The organism is Blattabacterium cuenoti (assembly GCF_014252335.1).
Taxonomy (GTDB): Bacteria; Bacteroidota; Bacteroidia; order Flavobacteriales; family Blattabacteriaceae; genus Blattabacterium; species Blattabacterium cuenoti_AL.
On sequence record NZ_CP059218.1, the window covers coordinates 55,634 to 79,626 of the forward strand.

A 23,993-nucleotide genomic window follows, 5' to 3' on the forward strand; every position below is an offset into this window, starting at 1 on the left:
TTAATTAGATGTAATATTATATAAACAAACTCTATTATTTTTATTTAAATATTGATTAGATACTCTTTTAATATCTTCAAATGATATTTTTTTATATTTATCAAGATAAGTATTAATTAAATGAATATTTTTATAATATAAATAATAATGAGATAAATTTGAACCTATTCCTTCTAAAAACGAATTATCAATAAAAAATTTACTTTCAAAATAATTTTTTTGTTTTTTTAATTCTTCTTCTGTAATTAATTGATTTTTAAATGTTTCGATTTCATCATCTATTATATCTAATAAATCATTTAATATTATATCTCTATTGATTAATCCATATATAGTATATATTCCATAATGTTCCATTGTTTCTATATATGAACCTGCATATGATGCAGTTTGCTTTTTATTAACAATATTGTTTACAATTCTAGAACTTTCTCCTGAACAAAGAATATTATCTATTACTTTTAAAATTAAAATATCTTCATTATTAATTTCTGGTAATCTATATGATAAAAATATTCCTGGTACTTGTATATTATTATCTTTACATGTAGAAACAATCTCTTTGTTAATAGATTTTTCTTTAATTTTAATTTTATCAATATTATAAATTCCACTAGGAATAATAGAAAAATATTTATTAATTAAATCTTTTGTAGTTTGAATATTAAAATCTCCAGCTATTAATAAAATAGCATTATTAGGAACATAATATGTATTATAAAATTTTTGAAAATCGTAAATATTTGCCGAATTTAAATCTTTATCAAATCCAATTATTGGATTTTTATAAGGATGTTCTTTAAATAATAAAGATGGAATTATTTCTGCTATTGCTTTAGCATATGGCATATTATCTATATGCATTTTTCTTTCTTCTTTTATAACTTCTCTTTGAATATTAATGCTTTTTGCATCTATTTTTAGATGTAACATTCGTTCTGATTCTAACCACAAAGCTAAAGGTAATTTATTAGAAGGAAGAATATCATAATAATAAGTTTCATCTTGATTAGTATATGCATTATTATATCCTCCATTAGAAGCTATATATTTAAAATATTCTCCTTTTTTTATATATTTAGTTTCTTCAAACATTAAATGTTCAAAAAAATGAGCAAATCCATATTTCCCAGGAATTTCATTTTTACTGCCAACATGATATAAAACAGAAATATAGACTATAGGATGTGTTTTATCTTGATGTAAGATAACATGTAATCCATTTGATAATTGATATTCACTAAAATTAATTCTATAATTATACATGTTTGAATTAAATTTTAATCCATAAAATTCAAATGTAGTTATAAATATTGAAAACTAAATCCATGATGTTTTACTACCTTTATTTTATTTTTATACTTAAAAATATCACATGATCAAAAAAATTATACTAATATTTTTAATATTTTTTCGATTTTATTATGTTTTAAAAGCTGAAGAAAATAATATTAAAATATCAGGTAATGCAGAAAATGGATATACTCTTTTTAATAAAAATTGTGCTTCTTGTCATGCATTAGATAAAAATATTATAGGTCCAGCATTATCTGGAATTACTAAAAAAAGAAACGCACAATGGTTACATAAATGGATTTCAGATAATAAATCTTTTAGAAAAAGTGGGAATAAAGAGGCAATTGCTATATATAAAAAATATGGTAATATAGAAATGAATTCTTTTCCTAATTTATCAGAAAAACAAATAGATGATATTTTATTTTTCATTGAACATCCAATTAACAATAAAAAAAAAAAAATTACAAAACTAGCACAAAATACAAATTCTATTCAATTAGAACAAACAAATTACTTGTTTAAAAAAATTATAATTTTTGGACTGAGTATTTTCTCTATTATCATTATTATAATTTTATATAGAATTAAAATATTATTTGATTTATTACAAGATGATAATGATATTATGTTTTTAGAAAACAAAAATAGTTTATCATATATTAATAGATATTTAATAATTTTTTTAGGAAAAAGTATAAAAAATTGGTATTTTATTTCATCTACGCTGATCTTATTATTTTTATCTAATATTTATGGAATATGGTATTTTTTAATGCATATAGATATAAATAAAGGATATAAACCAATACAACCAATTTATTTTTCTCATAAAATACATTCTGGTATTAATAAGATTGATTGTCAATATTGTCATTCTTCAGCAAAATATGGAAAAGTTGCTGGAATTCCTTCTACAAATATATGTATGAATTGTCATAATATTATTCAAAAATATGAAGGAAATTATATTGAAAAAGGAAAAAGTCAACAAGAATATAATAACGAAATACAAAAAATTTATTCTTCAATAGGATGGAATCCAAATATAAGAAAATTTTATAAAAAATCCCAACCCATTAAATGGATTAGAATTCACAATATGCCTGATTTTGTCAATTTTGATCATTCTCAACATATTATTAGTGGAGAAAAAATGATTAAAAAATTTAAAAAAGTCAATATAACTTGTACCGCTTGTCATGGAGAAGTAAAAAATATGGATCAAATAGAAATGGCAAATGATTTTAGCATGGAATGGTGTATCTCTTGTCATCGAAAAATAGAAATTAATAAAAAAAATCAATATTATGATCAATATTTTACAAATTTTATACAACAAAATAAAAATATAACAGTTGATATGACTGGTGGGATAGAATGTGCTAAATGTCATTATTAATGACTGTTAAACAATATAATTATTATAATGATAAATAATAAAAAAAAGAAAAATAATTCTAAAAAAGAAGAAAAAAATATAATAAAAAATATTCTTAATCAAAAAACTTCTAGACGTGATTTTTTAAAATGGATAGGATTTAGTACAGCATCAGCAACATTAGCTGCATGTAAAGGACCAGTTATAAAATCCATACCTTATGTTGTTAAGCCAGATATTATTACTCCTGGTATTCCAACTTATTATGCATCTACTATGATGGATTCTTTTGATATTGGATGTGTATTAGTCAAAACAAGAGAAGGTAGACCAATAAAAATAGAACCAAATTTTACTTCTAAATATTTGAATACAACATCGGTTAGAATTCAATCTTCTATATTATCTTTATATGATGAAAAAAGATTAAAAAATCCATTTTTAATGGGAAAAGCATCATCATGGGACAAAATAGATGATTTTGTCATAAATCATATGAATAAAATTTCTCAACTTAATAAAGATATAGTTATACTTTCTTCATCTTATCCTAGCTATTCTACAAAAAAATTATTTAAATATTTTCAAAAAATTTATCCAACTACAAAATGGATTACTTATGATGCTATTTCTTATTCTATAGCTTTAGATGCAGCAGAACAAATATTTGGTATTAGAGCTTTTCCATACTTTGATTTATCAGAAATAGAATTAATTATTTCTTTTGATGCAGATTTTTTATCTAATTGGAGTCCTATTAGTCTTAGTAAATCTTATTCTATGAATAGAAGTCCAGGAAAACAAATGTCGCAACATATTCAACTAGAAAGTAATATGACATTATCTGGAGCTAATGCAGATATTAGAATGCCAAAAACTCCATCTGATATAAAACATATATTATTTGAAATTTATCAATCTATTTTTTTTAACATAAAAAGTAAAAATAATGTTTCAAAAACCATAATAGATTTAATTAAACAAAAAAAATCTAAAAGTGTTATTTTAGCAGATGGAGATAAAGAATCTTATATATTATCATTTTTAATTAATTCTAAAATTAATAGTAAAGCTTTAAAAACAAAAAAATTTATTTTTTCAAAAGAAAGTAATGATAAGAAATTTCAAAACTTCATCAATGATGTAAAAAACAACAAAATTGGTATTTTATTAATTCATAATACTAATCCATTTTATAGTTTTCCATTATTTAATAAAATTAAAAATAATATTCCAATATCTATTTATTTTACAATTACAAATAATGATACTAGTCAAAATACAGATATTTTACTTCCTATTCCACATTGGTTAGAAAGTTGGGGGGATTCACATCCAATAACAGATTATTACACATTAATGCAACCTACTATACATCCTATATTTAATACTAGACAATTTCAAGATTCATTATTAATATGGAGTAAAAATAAAAAATATAATAATTATTATAATTTTTTAAAAAAAATTTGGGAAAAAGATATTATTCCAAATTCTAATGTTTCATCATTTAATGAAGCATTATTTCATGGAATTGTGAAAAAAAAAGATGATTTTAATATAAAAAATAAATTTTATACATTTTCCTCTTCTTCACTAAATACGATGCCAATAATTAAATCTAATTTATTCGAACTTAGATTATATATTAAAATTGGAATTGGCGATGGGACTCAATATGATAATCCATGGTTACAAGAGTTTCCTGATCCTATTACTCGTACAACTTGGGAAAATTATTTAACCATTTCACCTTTTGATGCAAATAAATTAGATATTAAAAATTGGATTACTACATCTGGCGCTATGAATGGACATTGTGTTAACTTAATTAAAAATGATAAAATACTCCTTCATAATATTCCCGTTTATATACAACCAGGACAAAGTATAGGAACTATAGGATTATCTTTTGGATATGGACAAACAATAGGTAAATTGTCCAAAATTTGTACAGGAACAAATGCATATAAAATATATAAAAATTTTAATATTATACAATTAGATATACAAGTATTGAAATCAAGCAAAATACATAAATTTTCTTGCGTACAAGTTTACAATTATACAGAAGAAAGAAATATTATAAAGAATACTGATTTAAATACATTTTTAAATCAATCATCACATATATGGAATGAAAAAGAAAAAAATATAAAAACTTATGTAGAAAAACAAAATTATGAAAAAAATGGACATCATTTTCAATTGGCTATAGATTTAAATTCTTGTATTGGATGTGGATCATGTGTTATTGCATGTCATTCAGAAAATAATGTACCTATTGTAGGTAAACAAGAAATTAGAAAATCTAGAGATATGCATTGGATAAGAATAGATAGATATTATTCTTCTTATTATAATAAAAAAAAATCAAATTATTTATTTAATCCAAATGTTTCTTTTGTACCTTTAATGTGTCAACATTGTGAAAATGCACCTTGTGAAACCGTTTGTCCAGTTGGAGCCACTACTCATGGGACACAAGGCCAAAATATGATGACTTATAATCGTTGTGTAGGTACACGTTATTGTGCTAATAATTGTCCTTATAAAGTTAGAAGATTTAATTGGTTTAATTACGTCAATAATCACAATTTTGATTTTAATATGAATAATAGTTTAGGTAAAATGGTGATTAATCCTGATGTTGTAGTAAGAAGTAGAGGGGTAATGGAAAAATGTTCAATGTGTATACAAAGAACACAATATGTTATTGGAATGGCTAAAAAAGAAAATAGAACAATAAAAGATGAAGAATTTGAAACTGCATGTAGTATATCTTGTCCAACAAATGCTATTATTTTTGGTGACGTGAATGATCCAAATAGTAAAATTTCTAAAACTATAAAAGATAATAGAAATTATAAAATTTTAGAATTCTTAGGAATTAATCCAAATGTTTCTTATAATCTTAAAGTAAGGAATAAGTAAGAAATTTAAACTAAGTTATTAATATGTTAAATAATTATGAAAATGATAAACCAATTAAATCAGCATTAATTACAGGAAAAAAAAACTATCAAAATATTACAAATGATACCTTGAATCCTATTATAAATAAAGCTGGTAATTTATGGTGGATTTTTTTTATAATATCTTTATTATCTTTTTTATGGGGTCTAATTTGTATTTTATATACTATTGGAACAGGAATTGGAGTATGGGGTATTAATAAAACTATTAATTGGGCTTGGGATATTACAAATTTTGTGTGGTGGGTAGGTATTGGACATGCTGGTACATTAATATCAGCAGTTTTATTATTATTTCGTCAAAAATGGAGATTATCAATTAATAGATCAGCTGAAGCAATGACGATATTTGCAGTTATACAAGCAGGATTATTTCCAATAATTCATATGGGAAGACCATGGAATGCATATTGGGTTATACCAATCCCTAATCAATTTGGTAGTTTATGGCCTAATTTTAATTCTCCTCTTTTATGGGATGTATTTGCAATTAGTACTTATTTCTCTGTATCTACAGTGTTTTGGTTTATTGGATTAATTCCAGATTTTGCAATGATAAGAGATAGAATAACTAATCCAATACAAAAAAAAATTTATAGTATTCTTAGTTTTGGTTGGGGTGGAACATCAAGTGAGTGGCAAAGATTTGAAGAAATATCTCTTGTGTTAGCTGGATTATGTACACCATTAGTTTTTTCAGTTCATACTATTGTTTCTTTTGATTTTGCTACATCTATTATTAAAGGATGGCATAGTACAATTTTTCCTCCTTATTTTGTTTCAGGAGCTATATTTTCTGGATTTGCTATGGTACAAACCTTATTAGGAGTAACTAGAAAAGTTCTTTCTTTAGAAAATTATATTACTAGAGATCATATTGAATATATGAATAAAATTATTCTTTTAACTGGTGGAATTGTATCTTTAGCTTATATATCAGAATTTATTCTTTCTTGGTCATCAAAAGATCCTTTTGAAAAATTTATTTATTTTTCTTTAAAAGCTGCTACTGGGCCTTATTGGTGGGCTTTTTGGATTTTAATTTTATGTAATGTTATTATTCCACAATTATTATGGATTAAATTTATAAGAAGAAGTTTTTTTTGGTCATATATAATAGCTATTATTATTAATATTGGAATGTGGTTTGAAAGATTTGATATTATTGTTTTAAATTTAAGTCGTGATTATCTTCCATCATCATGGACTGGATTTGTTCCAACTTTTGTAGATGTTGGCATATTTATTGGAACAATTGGATTTTTTTTCTCTATTTATTTATTATATATACGAGTATTTCCAGTAATTTCGCAATCTGAATTAAAAACTTTAATTCCTTGTCAAGGAAGTAAAAAAAAATTATAAACAAAATGTTATCTAGTAATAGTCGATGTCGATGTAGAACACCTAATGTTATTCATGCATTATACAATAATAAATATTTAATGATTGATAGTATTAAATTACTTATTAAAAATAAAAATATAAAAATCAAAGAAGTATATTCACCTTTTCCAATACATAATTTAGACAAATTATTAAAACTTAAACCAACTAATTTATCGATTTATGCCTTTATATATGGATTATTTGGTTTTTGTTTTTCAAATTGGATGATTTGGTATATTATGATTTATGATTGGCCTCAAAATATTGGAGGTAAACCCTCTTTTTCATGGATTCAAAATTTACCTTCTTTTATACCTGTTATATTTGAATTATCTATTTATTTTTCTGCACATTTTATGTGTATTACATATATGTTTCAATGTAAATTATTTCCATGGAAAAACTCAAAAAATCCAGATCCTAGAACAACAGATCATCTTTTTTTGATAGAAATTGATTATTACAATAATAACAGATATTCTATACTTGATGTTTCGTATATATTACAAAAACAAGGTGCAATAGAAGTACATTTTAAATAAAAATATAGTAATGACCAAATATTATTATAGAATTTTAATAATTTTATTGTTTTCAATTACTTGTAATTCTTGTTGGTTCAATAAAAAATATCCTAATATCGTTTATATGCCTGATATGTATTATTCAGATGCATATGAACCATATTCTGATCCATATCCATATTATAAATCTTCTGTTAAGAAAATTAAAATTAATCCGTTTATAATGGATCAAACATCATCACTTACTTCTGTACAGGGGACTATTCCAAGAAATTATTATGAATCATTTTCAATATATACACAAAATAATACAAATAATGGATATATTAAATCAAAAAATATTATTGAATCTCCTTTAAATATAAATAATATAGATAATAAAGCTATGAATAATATATTACAAGATGGAAAAAAAATATATACAATTAATTGTGCTATTTGTCATGGAAATTTAGGAGATGGAGAAGGAACTTTAGTAAAGTCAGGCAAAATATTAGGTATTCCTAATTATAAAGATAGGGATATTACTGTTGGTAGTATTTATCATGTAGTTACATATGGAAAAAATAATATGAGTTCTTATGCATCTCAACTTAATAAGTTAGATAGATGGAAAGTTTCAGAATATGTTATGTTTTTAAAAACTAAATTAAATAAATAAAATGTATAATTATTCTAAAAAAAAAAAATTAATTATATTTTGTTTGATAATCGGTTTATTATTCATTGTTTTTGATCTCATTAAATATGATTATTCATTTCCTGAAAAATTACATTATATTATTATTATTACATATACAAATATTTTATATTTTACTTTAATTTCTTTAGGAATTTTATGTTTTTTAACAATTCAATATGTATCTAACTCAGTATGGTCTGTTATTATTTATCCTATTATGGAAATGTTATCATCATTTTTACCTTATGGATGTATATTAATTTTTATAATATTTGTTTTTAACTCTATTAATATAATACAATTATTTCCTTGGATGAATATAAACGTTTTTAATCAAAATTCTATATTATATGATCAAATTATTGTGAATAAAAAAGAATTTTTAAATATTCCATTTTTTTTAATTAGAAATATATTATACATGATTGTGTGGAATATTTTTTATTGGAAAATTACAACAACATCATTGATGTTAAATAAAAATTATTCTATTAAATTATATGATAAATTATATTTTTTATCCGTCAAATTTATTATATGTTTTGCGATTACTTCTATATTTATGGGATGGGATTGGATTATGTTTATAAATCCACATTGGATTAGTACAATATTTAGTTGGTATTTATTGAGTAGTTATTTATCTGCAGGAATTGGATTAATTATTATAGTTTCTATTTATTTAAATAAACTAGGATATTTATCATATTTTAATGAACATCATTTACATGATTTAAGTAAATATTTATTTTCAAGTAGTTTATTATGGACTTATTTTTGGTTTGCACAATTTCTTCTTTATTGGTATGGAAATATTCCAGAAGAAATGATTTTTTTTATAAAAAGAACTATTCTATATAAGAATATTTATATTTATATGTTAATGTTTAATTTTTTACTTCCTTTTTTTGGATTACTTAGTAGTAAAAATAAAAAAAATCCATTAATAGTATCAATTATTTCTATTATGATCTTTATAGGTCATTATTTAGATATGTATCATTTAATAATACCAGAAATAAGTTTATTTAAATATAATTTTATATTTTTTGATATAGGAGTATTATTAATTATAGGATCTATTTTTTTATATATTATATTTTATAATGTTAATAAAAATAAATTTCAATATCTTGGACATCCTTATTTTAAAGAAAGTCAAAATTATAAATATCCCTATATGTAATTATTAATATGAATATGATGGATGTATAATATTTTCTTGTTTTATAAAATGTATAATAGATTGTTTTTTACCAAAAATAGTTAATATATCTCCATTTTGTAATACTGTTTTTTCATTTACTAATCCAATAACTTGTTGAGTATCTATTTTATTTTGTTTATTAAATAATAAATTTAATTTTACATTTCTTATTATAGTAATCAATAAAATAGAATATTTTTGCATTAATTGTAACATTTGAACAGATTTTCCATTAAAAGATGATGGAGAAAATACTTCTGCAATAGAATATTGATTATCTATTTTAAAATAATTTAAAGTATAATTGAAGGATATTTGTTGAGTTAATCTAAAAGCTGCATCTTGTTCTGGATGAATAATTTCATTAATCCCCATAGCATTTAATATGGTATCATGTATTTGTGATAAAGATCTACTGATTATTCTAAGATTTTGATATTTTTTAAGTATAGCTGTTGTAACTATTGACGATCCTTCATTTTCTCCAATTGCAACAATTCCTAAATTTGCTTGTTGTATAGGAATAATTTTATAAGCTTCTTCATTATTTGCATCCATGCATATTACATTTTCTATATGATCTTTTAATAAATTTACTTTTTCCATTTTATTATCTATTCCAAAAACTTCATGCCCATTTTCTGTTAAATTTAAAGCTAAAGATCTGCCAAAATTTCCTAGTCCAATGATTATAATTTTCAAATTATATAAATATTTTTTATTTTAATTTATCATAATAAATCCATTTGGATATCTATAATAATCGTGAGAAATTATTTTATTTTTTTTAAACAAACCAAACATAATATTTAAACAACCTATCCTTCCTAAGAACATTAAAATAATTAATACTAATTTACTTCCATATGATAAACTTTGTGTAATACCTAAAGATAATCCTACTGTTGAAAATGCTGATACCACTTCAAAAATAATGTAAAATAATTTTTGTTTTGGATCTAAAAATAAAATAATTAAAATACTTAAATATGTAATAATAAAAGAAAAAATAATAATTGCAAAAGAAAGTTGAATACATTCATAAGATATTTCATTTTTTTGAATTTCTAATCTAGTTTTTCCTGTTGATAAAGAAAGAATATTCATTAATGCTAATACAAATGTACTGGTTTTAATACCTCCACCAGTAGATCCTGGAGATGCACCAATCCACATTAATAAAATAGTCACTAAAATAGTAATTGGAGTCCAATAATGCATATTTAGTACTTGAAATCCAGCTGTTCTTGATGTTACGGAAGAAAAAAATGAAGAAATTAATTTTCCAGTATAAGACCTATGTTCTAATAAAGAATGATTAAATTCAAAAGTAAAATAAAAAATAGTTCCAAAAAAAATTAAATATATTGTAGAGAATATGACAATTTTTGTATGCAAAGTTAAAATATGTGCTGGATTTATAATATTTTTATGTTTAAATTTTTTATAAACAAATTGTTTCATTGTTAACCAAATATATGTAAAGAAATTAAATGAACTATTAAATCCTATTCCACCCAAAATTATTAAACTTGCTATTATAATTTGTAATACATAATTATGTAAGACTGCTATAGAATATAATCCTTGGTTTAAAATAGAAAATCCTCCATTACAAAATGCCGAAATTGAATGAAAAATAGCGAAAAATAAAGGATGATCAGATACATGTTGTTTTCTAATGGATAAAAAAATTAAAATTGCACCTATAGATTCTATTATTAAAGTAAACAATACAACTTGTGCAGCTAAACTAAGAACATTGTTGGTTGTTGTTGTATTTAAAAAATTACTAATATAATTTCTTTCTCTAAAAGAGAATCCATCACTAAAAAAATAGCTTAAACAAGAAGTAATAGTTAATATTCCTAATCCACCAATTTCTATTAAAATTAATATTATCCATTGACCTAAATAAGTCAAATCTTTAGAAATATTTAATACTGATAGCCCAGTGACACATACTGCACTAGTAGAAGTAAATAATGCATCTATAAATGATATTTTTTTAACAGTAGAAGTAGGAATTAATAATAATAATGTACCAATGAAAGATAAAACAATAAAACTAATAATAAAAATAATCATTGGATTATGAATTTTAATATATATATTACGTATTAAATACGTAATTATAATTAATAAATATAGAGTTAAACTCACTAATAATGATATTGTGATTAATTCATTTTCTTTTTGAATTAAATAATTTACAATACAAAATATCAATGAAGAAATTAGAACAATAAAAGATAAAAATAAAACTGACTTATGACGTTTGTTTAAATGTTTTATTAATAATAAAGACGTACCATGTAATATAATTAATGTTATAACTAATCCAAGTAAGATAGTAATATTTATAATTGGATTTATTTTCGAACTCCATACTAATAAAAATATTAAATAAAAAACAACAAATGAAGTTAAAATAGATAATACGTATCGTAATATTTTGAATTTTTGTATCATATTACAAAATAAATTTTCAATCTAATAAAAAGGTATTAATTTTGTAATATTTTCAAATTTTTTATTACAAAATTGTATATAAGATAGATTGGACATTTCCATTGAAGATGGATAAATCATATATGGAATATATGGCATATAATGTAATGAATTAATTATACAATTAATATTATATCCAAAATAATATGCTTTATTTTTTTTTTTCATAAAATTTTTAAAAAAATTTATCATACAGTCGTTTTTATTTTTATAAATAGGAGTTATTCTTTTTTTTAATTTATTAAAAATAGATGTATAACAATAATTTGATTTTTGACATATAATAGGAATTAAAAATTCTGATTTTATATTGTTAATTTTATGACACATAATTGTTAAAGAGTCTAAAGATAATAATGGTATATCTAAGGAATTACACAATCCTTTCGCAGCTGACATACCTATTCTTAAAGAAGTATATAATCCAGGACCTGTACTGATACATATAGATTTTAATTGATGAATGCATATTTTAGATATATCTATAGCATATTGAATAAATAAATGTAATTTATCAGAATGTATTGGTGGATCTAAATATTCTTCTATCATAATTAAGCATTTTCCCTTATTTGCTATACTTATTGAACAATTATTAGTAGAAGTTTCTAAATTTAGAATTAAACTCATTGAGTGTTTTTAATTTTTTTATAAACAATCATATACATGATACATTCAAAACTCATAATTAATTATATTATTACTTGGTTGAAAAAGTACATAAAAAAATCCAAATCGAATGGATTTATTCTTGGAATATCCGGTGGAATTGATTCTGCATTAACTTCCACATTAGTTGCAATGACCAAAAAACCCACTTTAATCTTAGAAATGCCAATTTTAGATAAAAAAAATAATTTATCTAAACAACATATACAATTTTTAAAAAAAAAATTTGAAAATATTTATCACTTAGAAAAAAACTTATACCAATTATATATTTTATTTTCTGAAATAATGGATGAACCAAATCAAATTAAACAACAAAAATATTTATTAGCATTAGCTAATTTGCAATCCCGTTTAAGAATGATCACATTATATTATTACGCAAATATTCATAATTATTTAGTAGTAGGGACTGGAAATAAAATAGAAGATTTTGGAGTAGGATTTTTTACAAAATATGGAGATGGTGGTGTAGATATACTGCCTATTGGAGATTTGACTAAATCTGAAGTGAAAATATTATCTAAAGAACTTAATATTATTTCTTCTATACAAAATGCTATTCCTAAAGATGGATTATGGCAAGATCAAAGATCTGATGAAGATCAATTAAATGCTACTTATAAAGAATTAGAATGGGCAATGAAAAATGATAAAAATCATATTCGTATAACAAATAAAAAATATAATATTATTAATATATATAAAAATTTACATCAAAAAAATCAACATAAAATGATCTCTATTCCAATTTGTGTAATTCCTAATACTTTCAAATATTAAAATTAAATATTATACAAATTTATGTTTATACTACTATCTTTATAATATTTATTTTTATTAGTCTACTCTACACAAAATAATCAATACCATTCATGTGAATATAATAAATTATAGGCATCAACATAATATAAAAATTTATAATTCTTTAACTGGAACAAAAGAATTATTTATACCACTGAATAAAAAATATATTGGTATTTACGTTTGTGGACCTACAGTGTATAATTATATTCATTTAGGAAATTGTAGAACTTTTATATTATTTGATTTCATTGTAAGATATTTTAAACATTTAAATTATAAAATTCGTTATGTAAGAAATATTACAGATGTAGGTCATTTAGAAGAAAATGATGAAGATAAAATATCTATACGATCTAGAATTGAAGGGCTAGAACCTATGGAATTAGTTCAAAAATATACGATTTTTTTTCATAAAATTTTACAACTATTTAATTTATTGCCTCCAAATATAGAACCCATAGCAACTGGCCATATAATAGAACAAATTGATATAATAACACAATTACTCAATAACAACATAGCTTATGAAAAAAATGGTTCTGTGTATTTTAACATAGAAAAATATAATCAAGAATTTTCTGATTTATATGGTCCTTATGGATCATTAAGTAATAATGATATCAATCAATTAATTAATAAAAATTATCATTTTTTAACTGAAAAAAAAAAATTTCATGATTTTGCTCTTTGGAAAAAAGCAAAATATAATCATATTATGTATTGGAATTCTCCATGGGGGAAAGGATTTCCTGGATGGCATATAGAATGTACTACAATGAGTACGAAATATTTAGGAACACATTTTGATATTCATGGTGGAGGAATAGATTTAAAATTTCCTCATCATGAATGTGAAATAGCACAAGCAATAGGAATAAATAAAAAAATGTTATCTCGTTATTGGATTCATACTAATATTTTAACTTACCAAGGTAAAAAAATGAGTAAATCAAAAGGAAATGTGGTTGATATTAATAATTTATTAAATAATAACAAATTTCATCCTACAATCATACGATATTATCTTTTAACATATCATTATAGAAGTATTTTAAATTTTTCTGAACAAGGAATCAAAAATTCAGAAAAAGGATATTTGAAATTAATGCGCACAATTAACATAATTGATAAAATCTTACATACTACTACTACTACTACTACTACTACTACTACTCATACTCATCATACTATTCCTATTCATTCTAATAATAATACAAATACATTAAATTTTGATATTCTACAATGGATCAAAGATTGTTATTATGCTATTGATGATGATTTTAATACTCCTTTATTAATTTCTCATTTATTTAAAATATATAAAATTACACATTGTGATTATATTTATAATATAAAATTATCAGATATACATTTATTAAAAATGTATATGCATTATTTTTTATTCGATATTATGGGATTAGAAATGATGAATAAACAAAATCTTGATAAAACATCTAAAAATATACATAAAATTATAGAATTTTTAATAGAATTAAGAATAGAAGAAAGAATAAAAAAAAATTGGATAGTATCAGATAAAATACGTTATCTCTTATCTTTAATAGGAATTAAATTACAAGATAAAAAAATTAACTAATCAATTAAAGCATTATCAATATCCTCTATTAGATCATCTATATTTTCTATTCCAATAGATAATCTAATCAGAGACTCTTGAATCCCATTTTTAATTCTAATATCTAATGGAGTAGATTTATGTGTCATAGTAGATGGATGACAAATTAAGCTTTTTGTTCCTCCTAAACTTTCTGCTAGTTTAAATAATTTAGTAGAAGTTACTATTTTTTTTGCAGCATCTAATGTATCATTTTTTAAACTAAAAGATACAATACCACCAAAATATTTTTGTTGTTTTTTAGCTATATTATAATTTTTATGACTTATTAATCCAGGATAATAAATTTTATCAATAATTTTTTTGTTTTTTAAAAAATAAGCCATTTTCATAGCATTTTTAGATTGTTGTTTGATTCTAAGATATAAAGTCTGACAACCTCGAATAGTTAACCAAGAATCAATCGGGGATAATATTCCTCCAGTTGAATTTTGAATATATTTTAATGTATCATATAATTTTGGATTTTTCACGATAATTAATCCTGCTAATACATCTGAATGTCCAGCTAAATATTTTGTTGCACTGTGAATCACTATATCTGATCCTAAATTTAGTGGTTTTTGAATAATAGGAGTAGCAAATGTATTATCTACTACTATTAAAATATTTGAATTAATTTTTTTGACATTACAACTAATTTTTTGTATATCTGATATTTTTAATGTAGGGTTGGTTGGAGTTTCTAACCATATCATTTTTGTTTTTGAAGAAATATGTGGTAATATATTAGTTAAACAAGAAGTATCTACAAAATGAGTGTAAATGCCTAATTTTTTATATAAATTTAATAACCTAAATGTTCCACCATAAATATCATCAACAGCAATAATTTCATCTCCATTACTTAATAATTTGACTGTAGCATCTATAGCAGCTAATCCCGAAGCAAATGCTAATCCTGCATATCCTACTTCTAAATTTTTGATTATATTTTCTAATACTTTTCTAGTTGGATTATTAGTTCGTGTATAATCATATCCTTTATGAATACCTGGTTCTTGTTGAACAAAAGTAGAAGTTTGATATATGGGAGTGGAAATTGCCCCAGTAAGAGGATCTGATAAAATATTTTGAATTAATTGTGTTTCTTCCTTCATCATAACATTGTTTTAGCATAATTTTTATCAAATTGCAGATAAATAAAATGAATATTTATATGCAAAAATAAAATTTATTATATTATATATATCATTAAAAGTTAAATTAATTTGTTAAAAAAATTATTAAAAATTTTATTATCTCTTTTAATTATCATACCAATAACTTCTAATTGTTCCCATTACCATAATAATAATAGATTAGATATATCTAAAATTATTTTAGAACACATATTAGATTCTCACGATTGGCATATAGTAAATAATAAAATTATTTTACCACTACCAATTATTTTATTAAATAAAAATAAAAAATTAGAAATCTTTACATCAAATCAATTTTATAATGGAAAATTAGTGAAAGGAAAAAATAATTTTTATAAAATGTTTAAAGAACAAATATATATTACTAATTATAAAGGAGAATTAAAAATGAATAATAAAGGAAGTCCAATCAATGATATACCAATATTAGATTTATCTATTACCAAAAATATTGTATCTATAATATTATCTATTATAATATTATTTGTAATTTTTATAAAAATGGTATATAGTTATAAAAGTTTTCATAATACATGGTCTTTAGGCATTTTATTAGAATTTTTAATATTATTTATTAGAGATGAAATAGTTATTCCAAATATTGGAAATACAAAATATAGAAAATATTTACCTTTTTTATTAACTCTATTTTTTTTTATATTAATTAATAATTTAATTGGATTAATTCCTGGATTTCCAAATGTTACAGGAAATATTAATATAACCTTTGTACTTTCTGCAATAGTTTTTTTTATAATGAATTTATCTTCTAATAAACATTATTGGAAACATTTATTATGGATGCCTAATGTTCCAATTTTGATTAAAATAATATTGGCACCAATAGAATTTATAGGAATATTTATTCGTCCTATGACTTTATGTATTCGTTTATTTGCTAATATTACAGCAGGACATATTGTTATTTTAAGTTTTATTTGTTTAATTTTTATTTTTAAAAGTTTGTGGATTGCAAGTTTTTCTATTATTTTTGGTTTTTTCATATTTTTACTAGAAATAATGGTTTCTTTTTTACAAGCATTTATATTTACTAATATATCTGCATTATTAATAGGATCTGTTATTAATCATTCATCAAAAAAATAATAATTATCATATGATAGATTTAATTTATTCAGGATTAGCAGCTTTAGGAGCTGGATTAGCGGTACTAGGAGCTGGATTAGGAATTGGAAAAATTGGAAGTTCGGCTATGGATGCTATATCTAGACAGCCAGAATCTTCAGAAAAAATACAAAATGCCATGATTATAGCAGCTGCTTTGATTGAAGGTGCTGCTTTATTTGGAATAGTTACTGCCTTATTAGCTGTATTTAAATAGTTATCAATATGGTTGTGGATTTAATGTCTCCTTCTTTTGGATTAATTATATGGCATATTATCATATTTTTATGTACAATGTATTTTTTATCTAAATATGCATGGACTCCTATAATAAAATTTATAGATAATAGAGAAAAAACAATTCTAATTTCTATCAAAAATGCAAAAAAAATTCAAGAAGAATTAATATTATTGGATAAACAAAAACAACAAATTTTAAAAGAAGCAATCAATAAAAGAGATTCGATTATCAAAGAAGCAATGCAAATAAAAAATAATATACAACAACAAACAATCCAAGATAGCATATTAGAACAAAGAAAAATTATGCATGAAACAAAAAAAATGTTAAGAATAGAAAAAAAAATAGCTATTCAAGAAATAAAAAATAAAATAGCTTCTGTTTCTATTACAATAGCTGAAACTATACTAAAAAAACAACTTAATCAAAATGATTCTTATCAAGAAAAATTTATAGAAAATGTTATAAACAATTTATAAGAATTAGTGATTATATTAATTATGTTGAATCCAAAAATTATTAATAACTATGCTAAAGTGTTGTTTGAATATTCTATAAAACATGAAAAAAATAGTTGTTTATTTTATAAAAAAATAGAAAAATTATATAATTTTTTACTTATAAATTTTGAATTTCATCAAATGTTTATTTCTTCAATCATTTCAAAAAAAACCAAATTAAAAATTATAAAAAAAATTTATTATGATCATGAATTACTCATTTATAAATTTATAAAACTTTTAATTATACGAAATAGAGAATTCTTTCTGAAAAAAATAATTTATGAATATATAACTATATATAAAAAACACAAAGGATTAATTAATTGTTTATTTATATCATCCACTTATATTAATAAAAAAATACAACAATACGTACTTCAAAAAATATTGAATAAAACAACTTATAATATTATTAATAAAATTGATCCATATATTATAGGGGGATTTATACTTCAAATAGAATGGCAAGAATGGGATTTTAGTGTTAAAAGACAATTATTTAATATTAAAAATAAATTTATAAATAATAATATTGATTAATATCATCATATGTCAGATATAAAATATTCTGAAATTCCTTCTATTTTAAAAGAACAATTATCAGATTTTAAATATCAAAAACAATTATCAGAATTTGGAATTGTTATTCAAATAGGAGATGGAATTGTTAGAGCAATTGGATTGACTACAGTATTTTATGGAGAAATAGTAGAATTTCAAAATCAAACTATAGGAATTGTATTAAATTTAGAAGACTACTATGTTAGTATAGTTTTATTATCTTCTTCACAAAATATTAAAGAAGGAGATAAAGTGATTCGTACAGGAAATTTTTTTTCTATTAAAGTAGGTAAAAAAATGTTAGGAAGAGTTATTAATACACTAGGAAATCCTATTGATGGAGAAGGGCCTATATATGGAACATTATTGAATATGCCATTAGAAAGAAATGCTCCAGGAATTATATATAGAGAACCAGTAACAGAACCACTACAAACTGGAATTAAATTAATAGATGCAATGATTCCTATAGGTAAAGGACAAAGAGAATTGATTATTGGAGACAGACAAACAGGTAAAACTACAATAGCTCTTGATATTATTATTAATCAAAAAGAAACATATGAAACTAATCATCCAGTATATTGTATTTATGTTGCTATTGGACAAAAAGGATCTACTATAGCAAGAATTAAAACATTATTAAAAGAAAAAGGTGCATTATCATACACAATTATATTAGCTGCATCAGCATCAGAACCTGCTGCAATACAAGTATATGCACCATTTGCAGGGACCGCTATAGGAGAATATTTTAGAGATACTGGTCATTCTGCTGTTGTTATATATGATGATTTATCAAAACAAGCAGTAGCTTATAGAGAAATTTCATTATTATTAAGAAGACCACCTGGAAGAGAAGCATATCCAGGAGATATATTTTATCTACATTCACGTTTATTAGAAAGATCAGCTAAAATTATTACAGATCAAAATATTGCTAAAAATATTAATAATCTTCCAGAAGATTTAAAAGATAAAGTCAAAAGTGGAGGCTCATTGACTGCTATTCCTATTGTTGAAACTCAATCTGGAGATGTATCATCTTACATTCCAACTAATGTTATTTCTATTACTGATGGACAGATTTTTTTAGAAAAAGATTTATTTAATTCTGGTATACGTCCTGCAATTAATGAAGGAATATCGGTATCTCGAGTTGGAGGGGCAGCACAAATTAAATCAATGAGAAAAATTTCTGGGACTTTAAAACTCGATCAAGCACAATTTAGAGAATTAGAATCTTTTTCCAAATTTTCATCTGAATTAGATCCACATACCATGGCAATAATAGAAAAAGGAAAAAGAAATATGGAAATTTTAAAACAATCACCATATTCTCCATATAATATATCTGATCAAATAGCTATTATATATGCAGGTACTACAAATCTTTTAAAAAAAATTCCTATTGATAAAATTTCTTCTTTTGAAAAAGAGTATCTTTTTTATTTAAATGAACAATATAAAGATTTATTACACAAACTAAGATTAGGAATTATTAATGAAGACATTACGAATACATTAAAAAATGTTGTTACAGAATTAAGTACAAAATATTTATCATCTTAATCTAGAATGATTAATCAAAAAGAAATAAAAAAAAGAATTCAATCCATGAATTCTTTAATAAAAACAACAGACGCCATGAAAATGATTTCTGTTGTAAAATTAAGAAAATGCAAAACACAAAAAATACATATTAATATGTATTTTAATGAAATAAAAAATATTTTGAAAAATTTTATTATTACAAAATGTCAAAATTATAAATTACATTTTTTAAAAAACAAAAAATATTTTTTATTTGATCATAATAACAAAAATAAAAAAACATTATTTATTATAATAACTTCTGATCGTGGATTATGTGGATCGTTTAATTATTCAATATTTAATAAAATTAATACTATTATTGATACTAAATTTTATAAAGAAAATAAAGAAAAATGTTTATTTTTTTCTATAGGAAAAAAAGGAATAGATTTTTTGTTAAAAAAACAATATCATTTATATCATCATACTAAATTATATAGTAATAATTGTAATAATCACAATATATTATATTTAATACAAAAATTAATTAAAGATTTTATTAATAACCAAATTTATGCTATATATATAATTTATAATAAAATACAAAAACATATTTTTTATAAAACAAATTATGAATTATTTTTACCCATTATTGATTCTGATATTTTACAAATTAACGAAAAAAATTTATTTTCTATAAAAAATGATTTTATTTTAGAATGTTCTACAAAAAAATTTTTAAATTACCTGATACCAAATTTTTTAAAATTTAAATTGTTAACAAGGATATTAGATTCTTATACTTCAGAACATACATCTAGAATGATTTCAATGCATAAAGCAACAGAAAATGCTTATAAAATTAAAGAAGATCTTATATTAAATTATAACAAAGAAAGACAAACTGCTATTACAAAAGAAATACTTGAAATTATTAGTGGAATAGACACATTCTAATGAATCTTCAGCAAAAAAATTATATAATAATAATTATGAAAAAAAGAATATTAACTGGAATTCAAAGTACTGGTATTCCTCATTTAGGAAATATTTTAGGGGTTATTATTCCTTCTATAAAACTATTTCAAAAATATGTAAATACAAAACAATTTGTATTTATAGCTGATTTACATTCTTTAATACAAGAAAACGATTTAAAAAAAATTCAAAATAATACTTATTATATAGCAGCAGCATGGCTCTCTTTTGGATTAAATATAGAAAAAACTCTATTATATAGACAATCAGATGTTTCATCAGAAGTTACAGAGCTTGCTTGGTATATTAATTGTTGTTACCCATATAATAGATTAATTTTATCTCATTCTTTCAAAGAAAGAAATAAACAACATGATCAAACCAAAATTAATGTTGGATTACTGACTTATCCTATTTTAATGGCCGCTGATATATTGCTTTATAATGCTGAAATTATTCCTGTTGGCAAAGATCAATTACAACATATAGAAATTACAAGAAATGCAGCACATAAATTAAATAAAAAAATAGGTAAAAAACTCTTTTTATTACCGATACCATATTTTCATAAAACAACCATGTTAATTCCTGGAATAAATGGATATAAAATGAGTAAATCCAAAAATAATTATATTAATATTTTTTCTTCAGATGATAATTTAAAAAAACAAATAATGAGTATTAAAACCGATAATAAATTATTTAAAGATAAAAAAAATCCTGATCAAAGTATTATTATATCATTATATAAATTAATAGCTGATAAAAATCAAGTAGAAAAAATGAAAACAAAATATTTAGAAGGACAATATGGATATTTAGAAGCTAAATTAACGTTATATAAATGTTTGATAGAAACGTTTTCATTGGAAAGAAAAAAATTTGCATCTTTCATAAACAATAAAGCATTATTAGATAATATATTATATTCAGGTGCTAAACAAGCAAAAGTTATAGCTAATCAAAGATTAAATAAAATTAGAAAACATTTTAGATTCAAAAAAATTTTTAATATATAATATGTTACATAATATATAGCAAAAATTTTGCTTGATTATCATTATTAAATTATTCATTTTAAGATTAAAAATATTTTTTTGTTATGAATATAAAACAAGAAAATTCTGAAAAACAAAATTCTAAAAATATGAACAAATTATCTAATTGTTCATGTAAACCACAAACAAAACAAGACAATCATAATACCATAAATGTAAAATATAAAGAAGAATTTATTCTTCTACAAGAACAATTTAAAAAAGAAAAAGACAAATTTCTGCGAATTTTTGCAGAATTTGAAAATTATAAAAAAAGGATTCAAAAAGAAAGAATAGAACTATTTAGAATCACTAATCAACAAATGATGATAGATTTAATTCCTATATTAGATGATTTTGAACGAAGTATAAAAGAATTGAAAAAATATAAAGAAAATATTTTACTAAAAGGTGTTTTACTAATACAAGAAAAACTAATAAACATTTTAAATCAAAAAGGTCTTAGTAAAATTCAAATTAAACAAGGAGATGATTTCAATACAGATTTTCATAATGCAATTAACCAAACTACAGTTTTAAAAGATAATTTAAAAGGAAAAATTATAGAAATTGTGGAAGATGGTTATTTATTACAAGACAAAGTCATACGACATGCTAAAGTTATTACTGGAAAATAAAGTAAAAAATAAAAAAATTTTTTCATGGTAAAACGAGATTATTACGAAGTATTAGGAGTACCCAAACATGCTACTTTAAATGATATCAAAAAAGCCTATCGAAAATTAGCAATTAAATATCATCCTGATAAAAATCCAAAAAATCAAAAAAAAGCAGAAGAAAAATTTAAAGAAGCAGCAGAAGCCTACGAAGTATTAAGCAATGATAAGAAAAAACAACGCTATGATAAATTTGGACATACAGGTATGAAAGGATCTTATACCAATATGAATATGGACGATATTTTTACAAATTTCGGTGATATATTTGCAGATGCATTTGGTAGTGGATTTACTACTGGTAGTTTTAGTTTCGGAAAACATTCCAGAAATGAAACTATAATGAAAGGAAGCAATCTTAGAATTAGAGTAAAATTATCTTTAGAAGAAATAGCAACTGGAATATCAAAAACAATTAAGGTACTCAAAATGAAAATCGCTGATGGATTGAAATTTATTCAATGTAAATTTTGTAATGGAACAGGACAAAAAATTCGTATTACTAATACAATTTTAGGAAAAATGCAAACTGCTACTCAATGTAATATATGTGATGGAATTGGTAAACAAATTGAAAATATTCCATATGGAGCTAATAAATATGGCTTAATTCAAAAAGAAGAAGTAGTAAATATAAAAATTCCTGCTGGATTAACAGAAGGAATTCAATTAAAAGTGTCAGGAAAAGGTAATGATGCTCCATTTAATGGAATTTCTGGAGATTTAATAATATTAATTGAGGAATTACCTCATTCTAAATTTAAAAGAGAAGGTAGTAATCTTCATTATAATTTATATATATCTTTTTCTGATGCTGTATTAGGTGTGTATAAAGAAATCCCTACTCTTAACGGAAAAGCAAGAATTAAAATTGCATCTGGAACACAATCTGGAAAAACATTAAGATTAAAAAATAAAGGAATTCCAAAAATTGAAGGATATGGTATAGGTAGTCTATTTATTCATGTAAATGTTTGGACTCCAAAAAAAATGAATGAAGAACAAAAACAATTTTTTGAAAAAATGAGAAAAAATGAGAATTTTTTACCACCTACTAATAGTTCTGTAAAATCTTTTTTTGATTATGTAAGAGATATTTTTTCTTAAAATTTA

22 protein-coding genes are annotated in these 23,993 nt (G+C 22.2%); 17 read left to right on the top strand and 5 right to left on the bottom strand.

The features are described from left to right. Positions 1–1,266: a M16 family metallopeptidase gene (locus H0H37_RS00245; protein ID WP_185882457.1), complete on the bottom strand. Its 1,266-nt coding sequence runs from the start codon at positions 1,264–1,266 to the stop codon at positions 1–3. Between the two features lie 109 nt (positions 1,267–1,375). Between H0H37_RS00245 and H0H37_RS00250 the strand changes: the two genes are divergently transcribed. The 6 genes from H0H37_RS00250 (at position 1,376) to H0H37_RS00275 (ending at position 9,433) form a co-directional block, all read left to right on the top strand. Beyond that, positions 1,376–2,698 carry a c-type cytochrome gene (locus H0H37_RS00250; protein ID WP_185882458.1) on the top strand — a complete coding sequence of 441 codons (1,323 nt, stop codon included), beginning with the start codon at positions 1,376–1,378 and terminating at the stop codon, positions 2,696–2,698. A gap of 27 nt (positions 2,699–2,725) precedes the next feature. Further along, positions 2,726–5,611, top strand: coding sequence for a 4Fe-4S dicluster domain-containing protein (locus H0H37_RS00255; protein ID WP_185882459.1), 2,886 nt, complete (start codon positions 2,726–2,728; stop codon positions 5,609–5,611). Between the two features lie 23 nt (positions 5,612–5,634). Further along, entirely contained in the window at positions 5,635–7,017 is a 1,383-nt protein-coding gene (gene nrfD / locus H0H37_RS00260; RefSeq protein ID WP_185882460.1) for an NrfD/PsrC family molybdoenzyme membrane anchor subunit, read from the top strand. A 5-nt stretch (positions 7,018–7,022) separates the two neighbouring features. Further along, complete coding sequence (locus H0H37_RS00265; protein WP_185882461.1) at positions 7,023–7,583, top strand: DUF3341 domain-containing protein; 561 nt, start codon at positions 7,023–7,025, stop codon at positions 7,581–7,583. A 106-nt stretch (positions 7,584–7,689) separates the two neighbouring features. Continuing rightward, positions 7,690–8,226: a c-type cytochrome gene (locus tag H0H37_RS00270; RefSeq protein ID WP_456318674.1), complete on the top strand. Its 537-nt coding sequence runs from the start codon at positions 7,690–7,692 to the stop codon at positions 8,224–8,226. Between the two features lie 43 nt (positions 8,227–8,269). Further along, the gene (locus H0H37_RS00275) at positions 8,270–9,433 is read left to right on the top strand and encodes a hypothetical protein (protein WP_238785496.1); all 1,164 of its coding nucleotides are present in this window, start codon (positions 8,270–8,272) and stop codon (positions 9,431–9,433) included. A gap of 3 nt (positions 9,434–9,436) precedes the next feature. Here the strand turns inward: H0H37_RS00275 and H0H37_RS00280 are convergent, their stop codons facing one another. Genes H0H37_RS00280 through tsaB form a run of 3 tightly spaced genes read right to left on the bottom strand, consistent with a single transcriptional unit; the run spans position 9,437 to position 12,595 of the window. Continuing rightward, positions 9,437–10,156, bottom strand: coding sequence for a potassium channel family protein (locus H0H37_RS00280; protein ID WP_185882464.1), 720 nt, complete (start codon positions 10,154–10,156; stop codon positions 9,437–9,439). A gap of 21 nt (positions 10,157–10,177) precedes the next feature. Beyond that, positions 10,178–11,926, bottom strand: a complete 1,749-nt coding sequence (locus tag H0H37_RS00285) for a TrkH family potassium uptake protein (RefSeq protein ID WP_185882465.1) — start codon at positions 11,924–11,926, stop codon at positions 10,178–10,180. Positions 11,927–11,947: 21 nt separating this feature from the next. Beyond that, positions 11,948–12,595, bottom strand: a complete 648-nt coding sequence (tsaB, locus tag H0H37_RS00290) for a tRNA (adenosine(37)-N6)-threonylcarbamoyltransferase complex dimerization subunit type 1 TsaB (protein WP_185882466.1) — start codon at positions 12,593–12,595, stop codon at positions 11,948–11,950. Between the two features lie 36 nt (positions 12,596–12,631). On the opposite strand from tsaB, the gene nadE reads away from it, so the two are divergent. Continuing rightward, a complete protein-coding gene (gene nadE, locus H0H37_RS00295; RefSeq protein WP_185882467.1) occupies positions 12,632–13,417 on the top strand; it encodes an NAD(+) synthase in 786 nt (261 codons plus the stop codon). A gap of 94 nt (positions 13,418–13,511) precedes the next feature. After that, positions 13,512–15,038, top strand: a complete 1,527-nt coding sequence (gene cysS, locus H0H37_RS00300) for a cysteine--tRNA ligase (RefSeq protein ID WP_185882468.1) — start codon at positions 13,512–13,514, stop codon at positions 15,036–15,038. Here the strand turns inward: cysS and H0H37_RS00305 are convergent. Beyond that, a complete protein-coding gene (locus H0H37_RS00305; RefSeq protein WP_185882641.1) occupies positions 15,035–16,177 on the bottom strand; it encodes a trans-sulfuration enzyme family protein in 1,143 nt (380 codons plus the stop codon). The two genes, cysS and H0H37_RS00305, sit on opposite strands and share 4 nt — an antisense overlap. A 105-nt stretch (positions 16,178–16,282) precedes the next feature. Here H0H37_RS00305 and atpB point away from each other — a divergent pair, with 105 nt between their 5' ends. From atpB to H0H37_RS00350, 9 genes are all read left to right on the top strand, one after another. Beyond that, positions 16,283–17,329, top strand: a complete 1,047-nt coding sequence (gene atpB / locus H0H37_RS00310) for a F0F1 ATP synthase subunit A (protein ID WP_456318675.1) — start codon at positions 16,283–16,285, stop codon at positions 17,327–17,329. Positions 17,330–17,339: 10 nt separating this feature from the next. Next, complete coding sequence (gene atpE / locus H0H37_RS00315; protein ID WP_185882470.1) at positions 17,340–17,564, top strand: ATP synthase F0 subunit C; 225 nt, start codon at positions 17,340–17,342, stop codon at positions 17,562–17,564. A gap of 8 nt (positions 17,565–17,572) precedes the next feature. Then, entirely contained in the window at positions 17,573–18,067 is a 495-nt protein-coding gene (gene atpF, locus H0H37_RS00320; protein ID WP_238785497.1) for a F0F1 ATP synthase subunit B, read from the top strand. A 21-nt stretch (positions 18,068–18,088) separates the two neighbouring features. Further along, positions 18,089–18,631 carry an ATP synthase F1 subunit delta gene (gene atpH / locus H0H37_RS00325; RefSeq protein ID WP_185882471.1) on the top strand — a complete coding sequence of 181 codons (543 nt, stop codon included), beginning with the start codon at positions 18,089–18,091 and terminating at the stop codon, positions 18,629–18,631. 9 nt (positions 18,632–18,640) lie between these two features. Next, positions 18,641–20,224 carry a F0F1 ATP synthase subunit alpha gene (gene atpA, locus H0H37_RS00330; protein ID WP_185882472.1) on the top strand — a complete coding sequence of 528 codons (1,584 nt, stop codon included), beginning with the start codon at positions 18,641–18,643 and terminating at the stop codon, positions 20,222–20,224. Between the two features lie 6 nt (positions 20,225–20,230). Further along, the gene (atpG, locus tag H0H37_RS00335; protein ID WP_185882473.1) at positions 20,231–21,145 is read left to right on the top strand and encodes an ATP synthase F1 subunit gamma; all 915 of its coding nucleotides are present in this window, start codon (positions 20,231–20,233) and stop codon (positions 21,143–21,145) included. Between the two features lie 35 nt (positions 21,146–21,180). Beyond that, the gene (gene trpS / locus H0H37_RS00340; protein WP_185882474.1) at positions 21,181–22,185 is read left to right on the top strand and encodes a tryptophan--tRNA ligase; all 1,005 of its coding nucleotides are present in this window, start codon (positions 21,181–21,183) and stop codon (positions 22,183–22,185) included. Between the two features lie 83 nt (positions 22,186–22,268). Then, a complete protein-coding gene (locus H0H37_RS00345; RefSeq protein ID WP_185882475.1) occupies positions 22,269–22,841 on the top strand; it encodes a nucleotide exchange factor GrpE in 573 nt (190 codons plus the stop codon). Positions 22,842–22,865: 24 nt separating this feature from the next. Further along, positions 22,866–23,987, top strand: coding sequence for a DnaJ C-terminal domain-containing protein (locus tag H0H37_RS00350; protein WP_185882476.1), 1,122 nt, complete (start codon positions 22,866–22,868; stop codon positions 23,985–23,987). Positions 23,988–23,993: the final 6 nt, after the last annotated feature.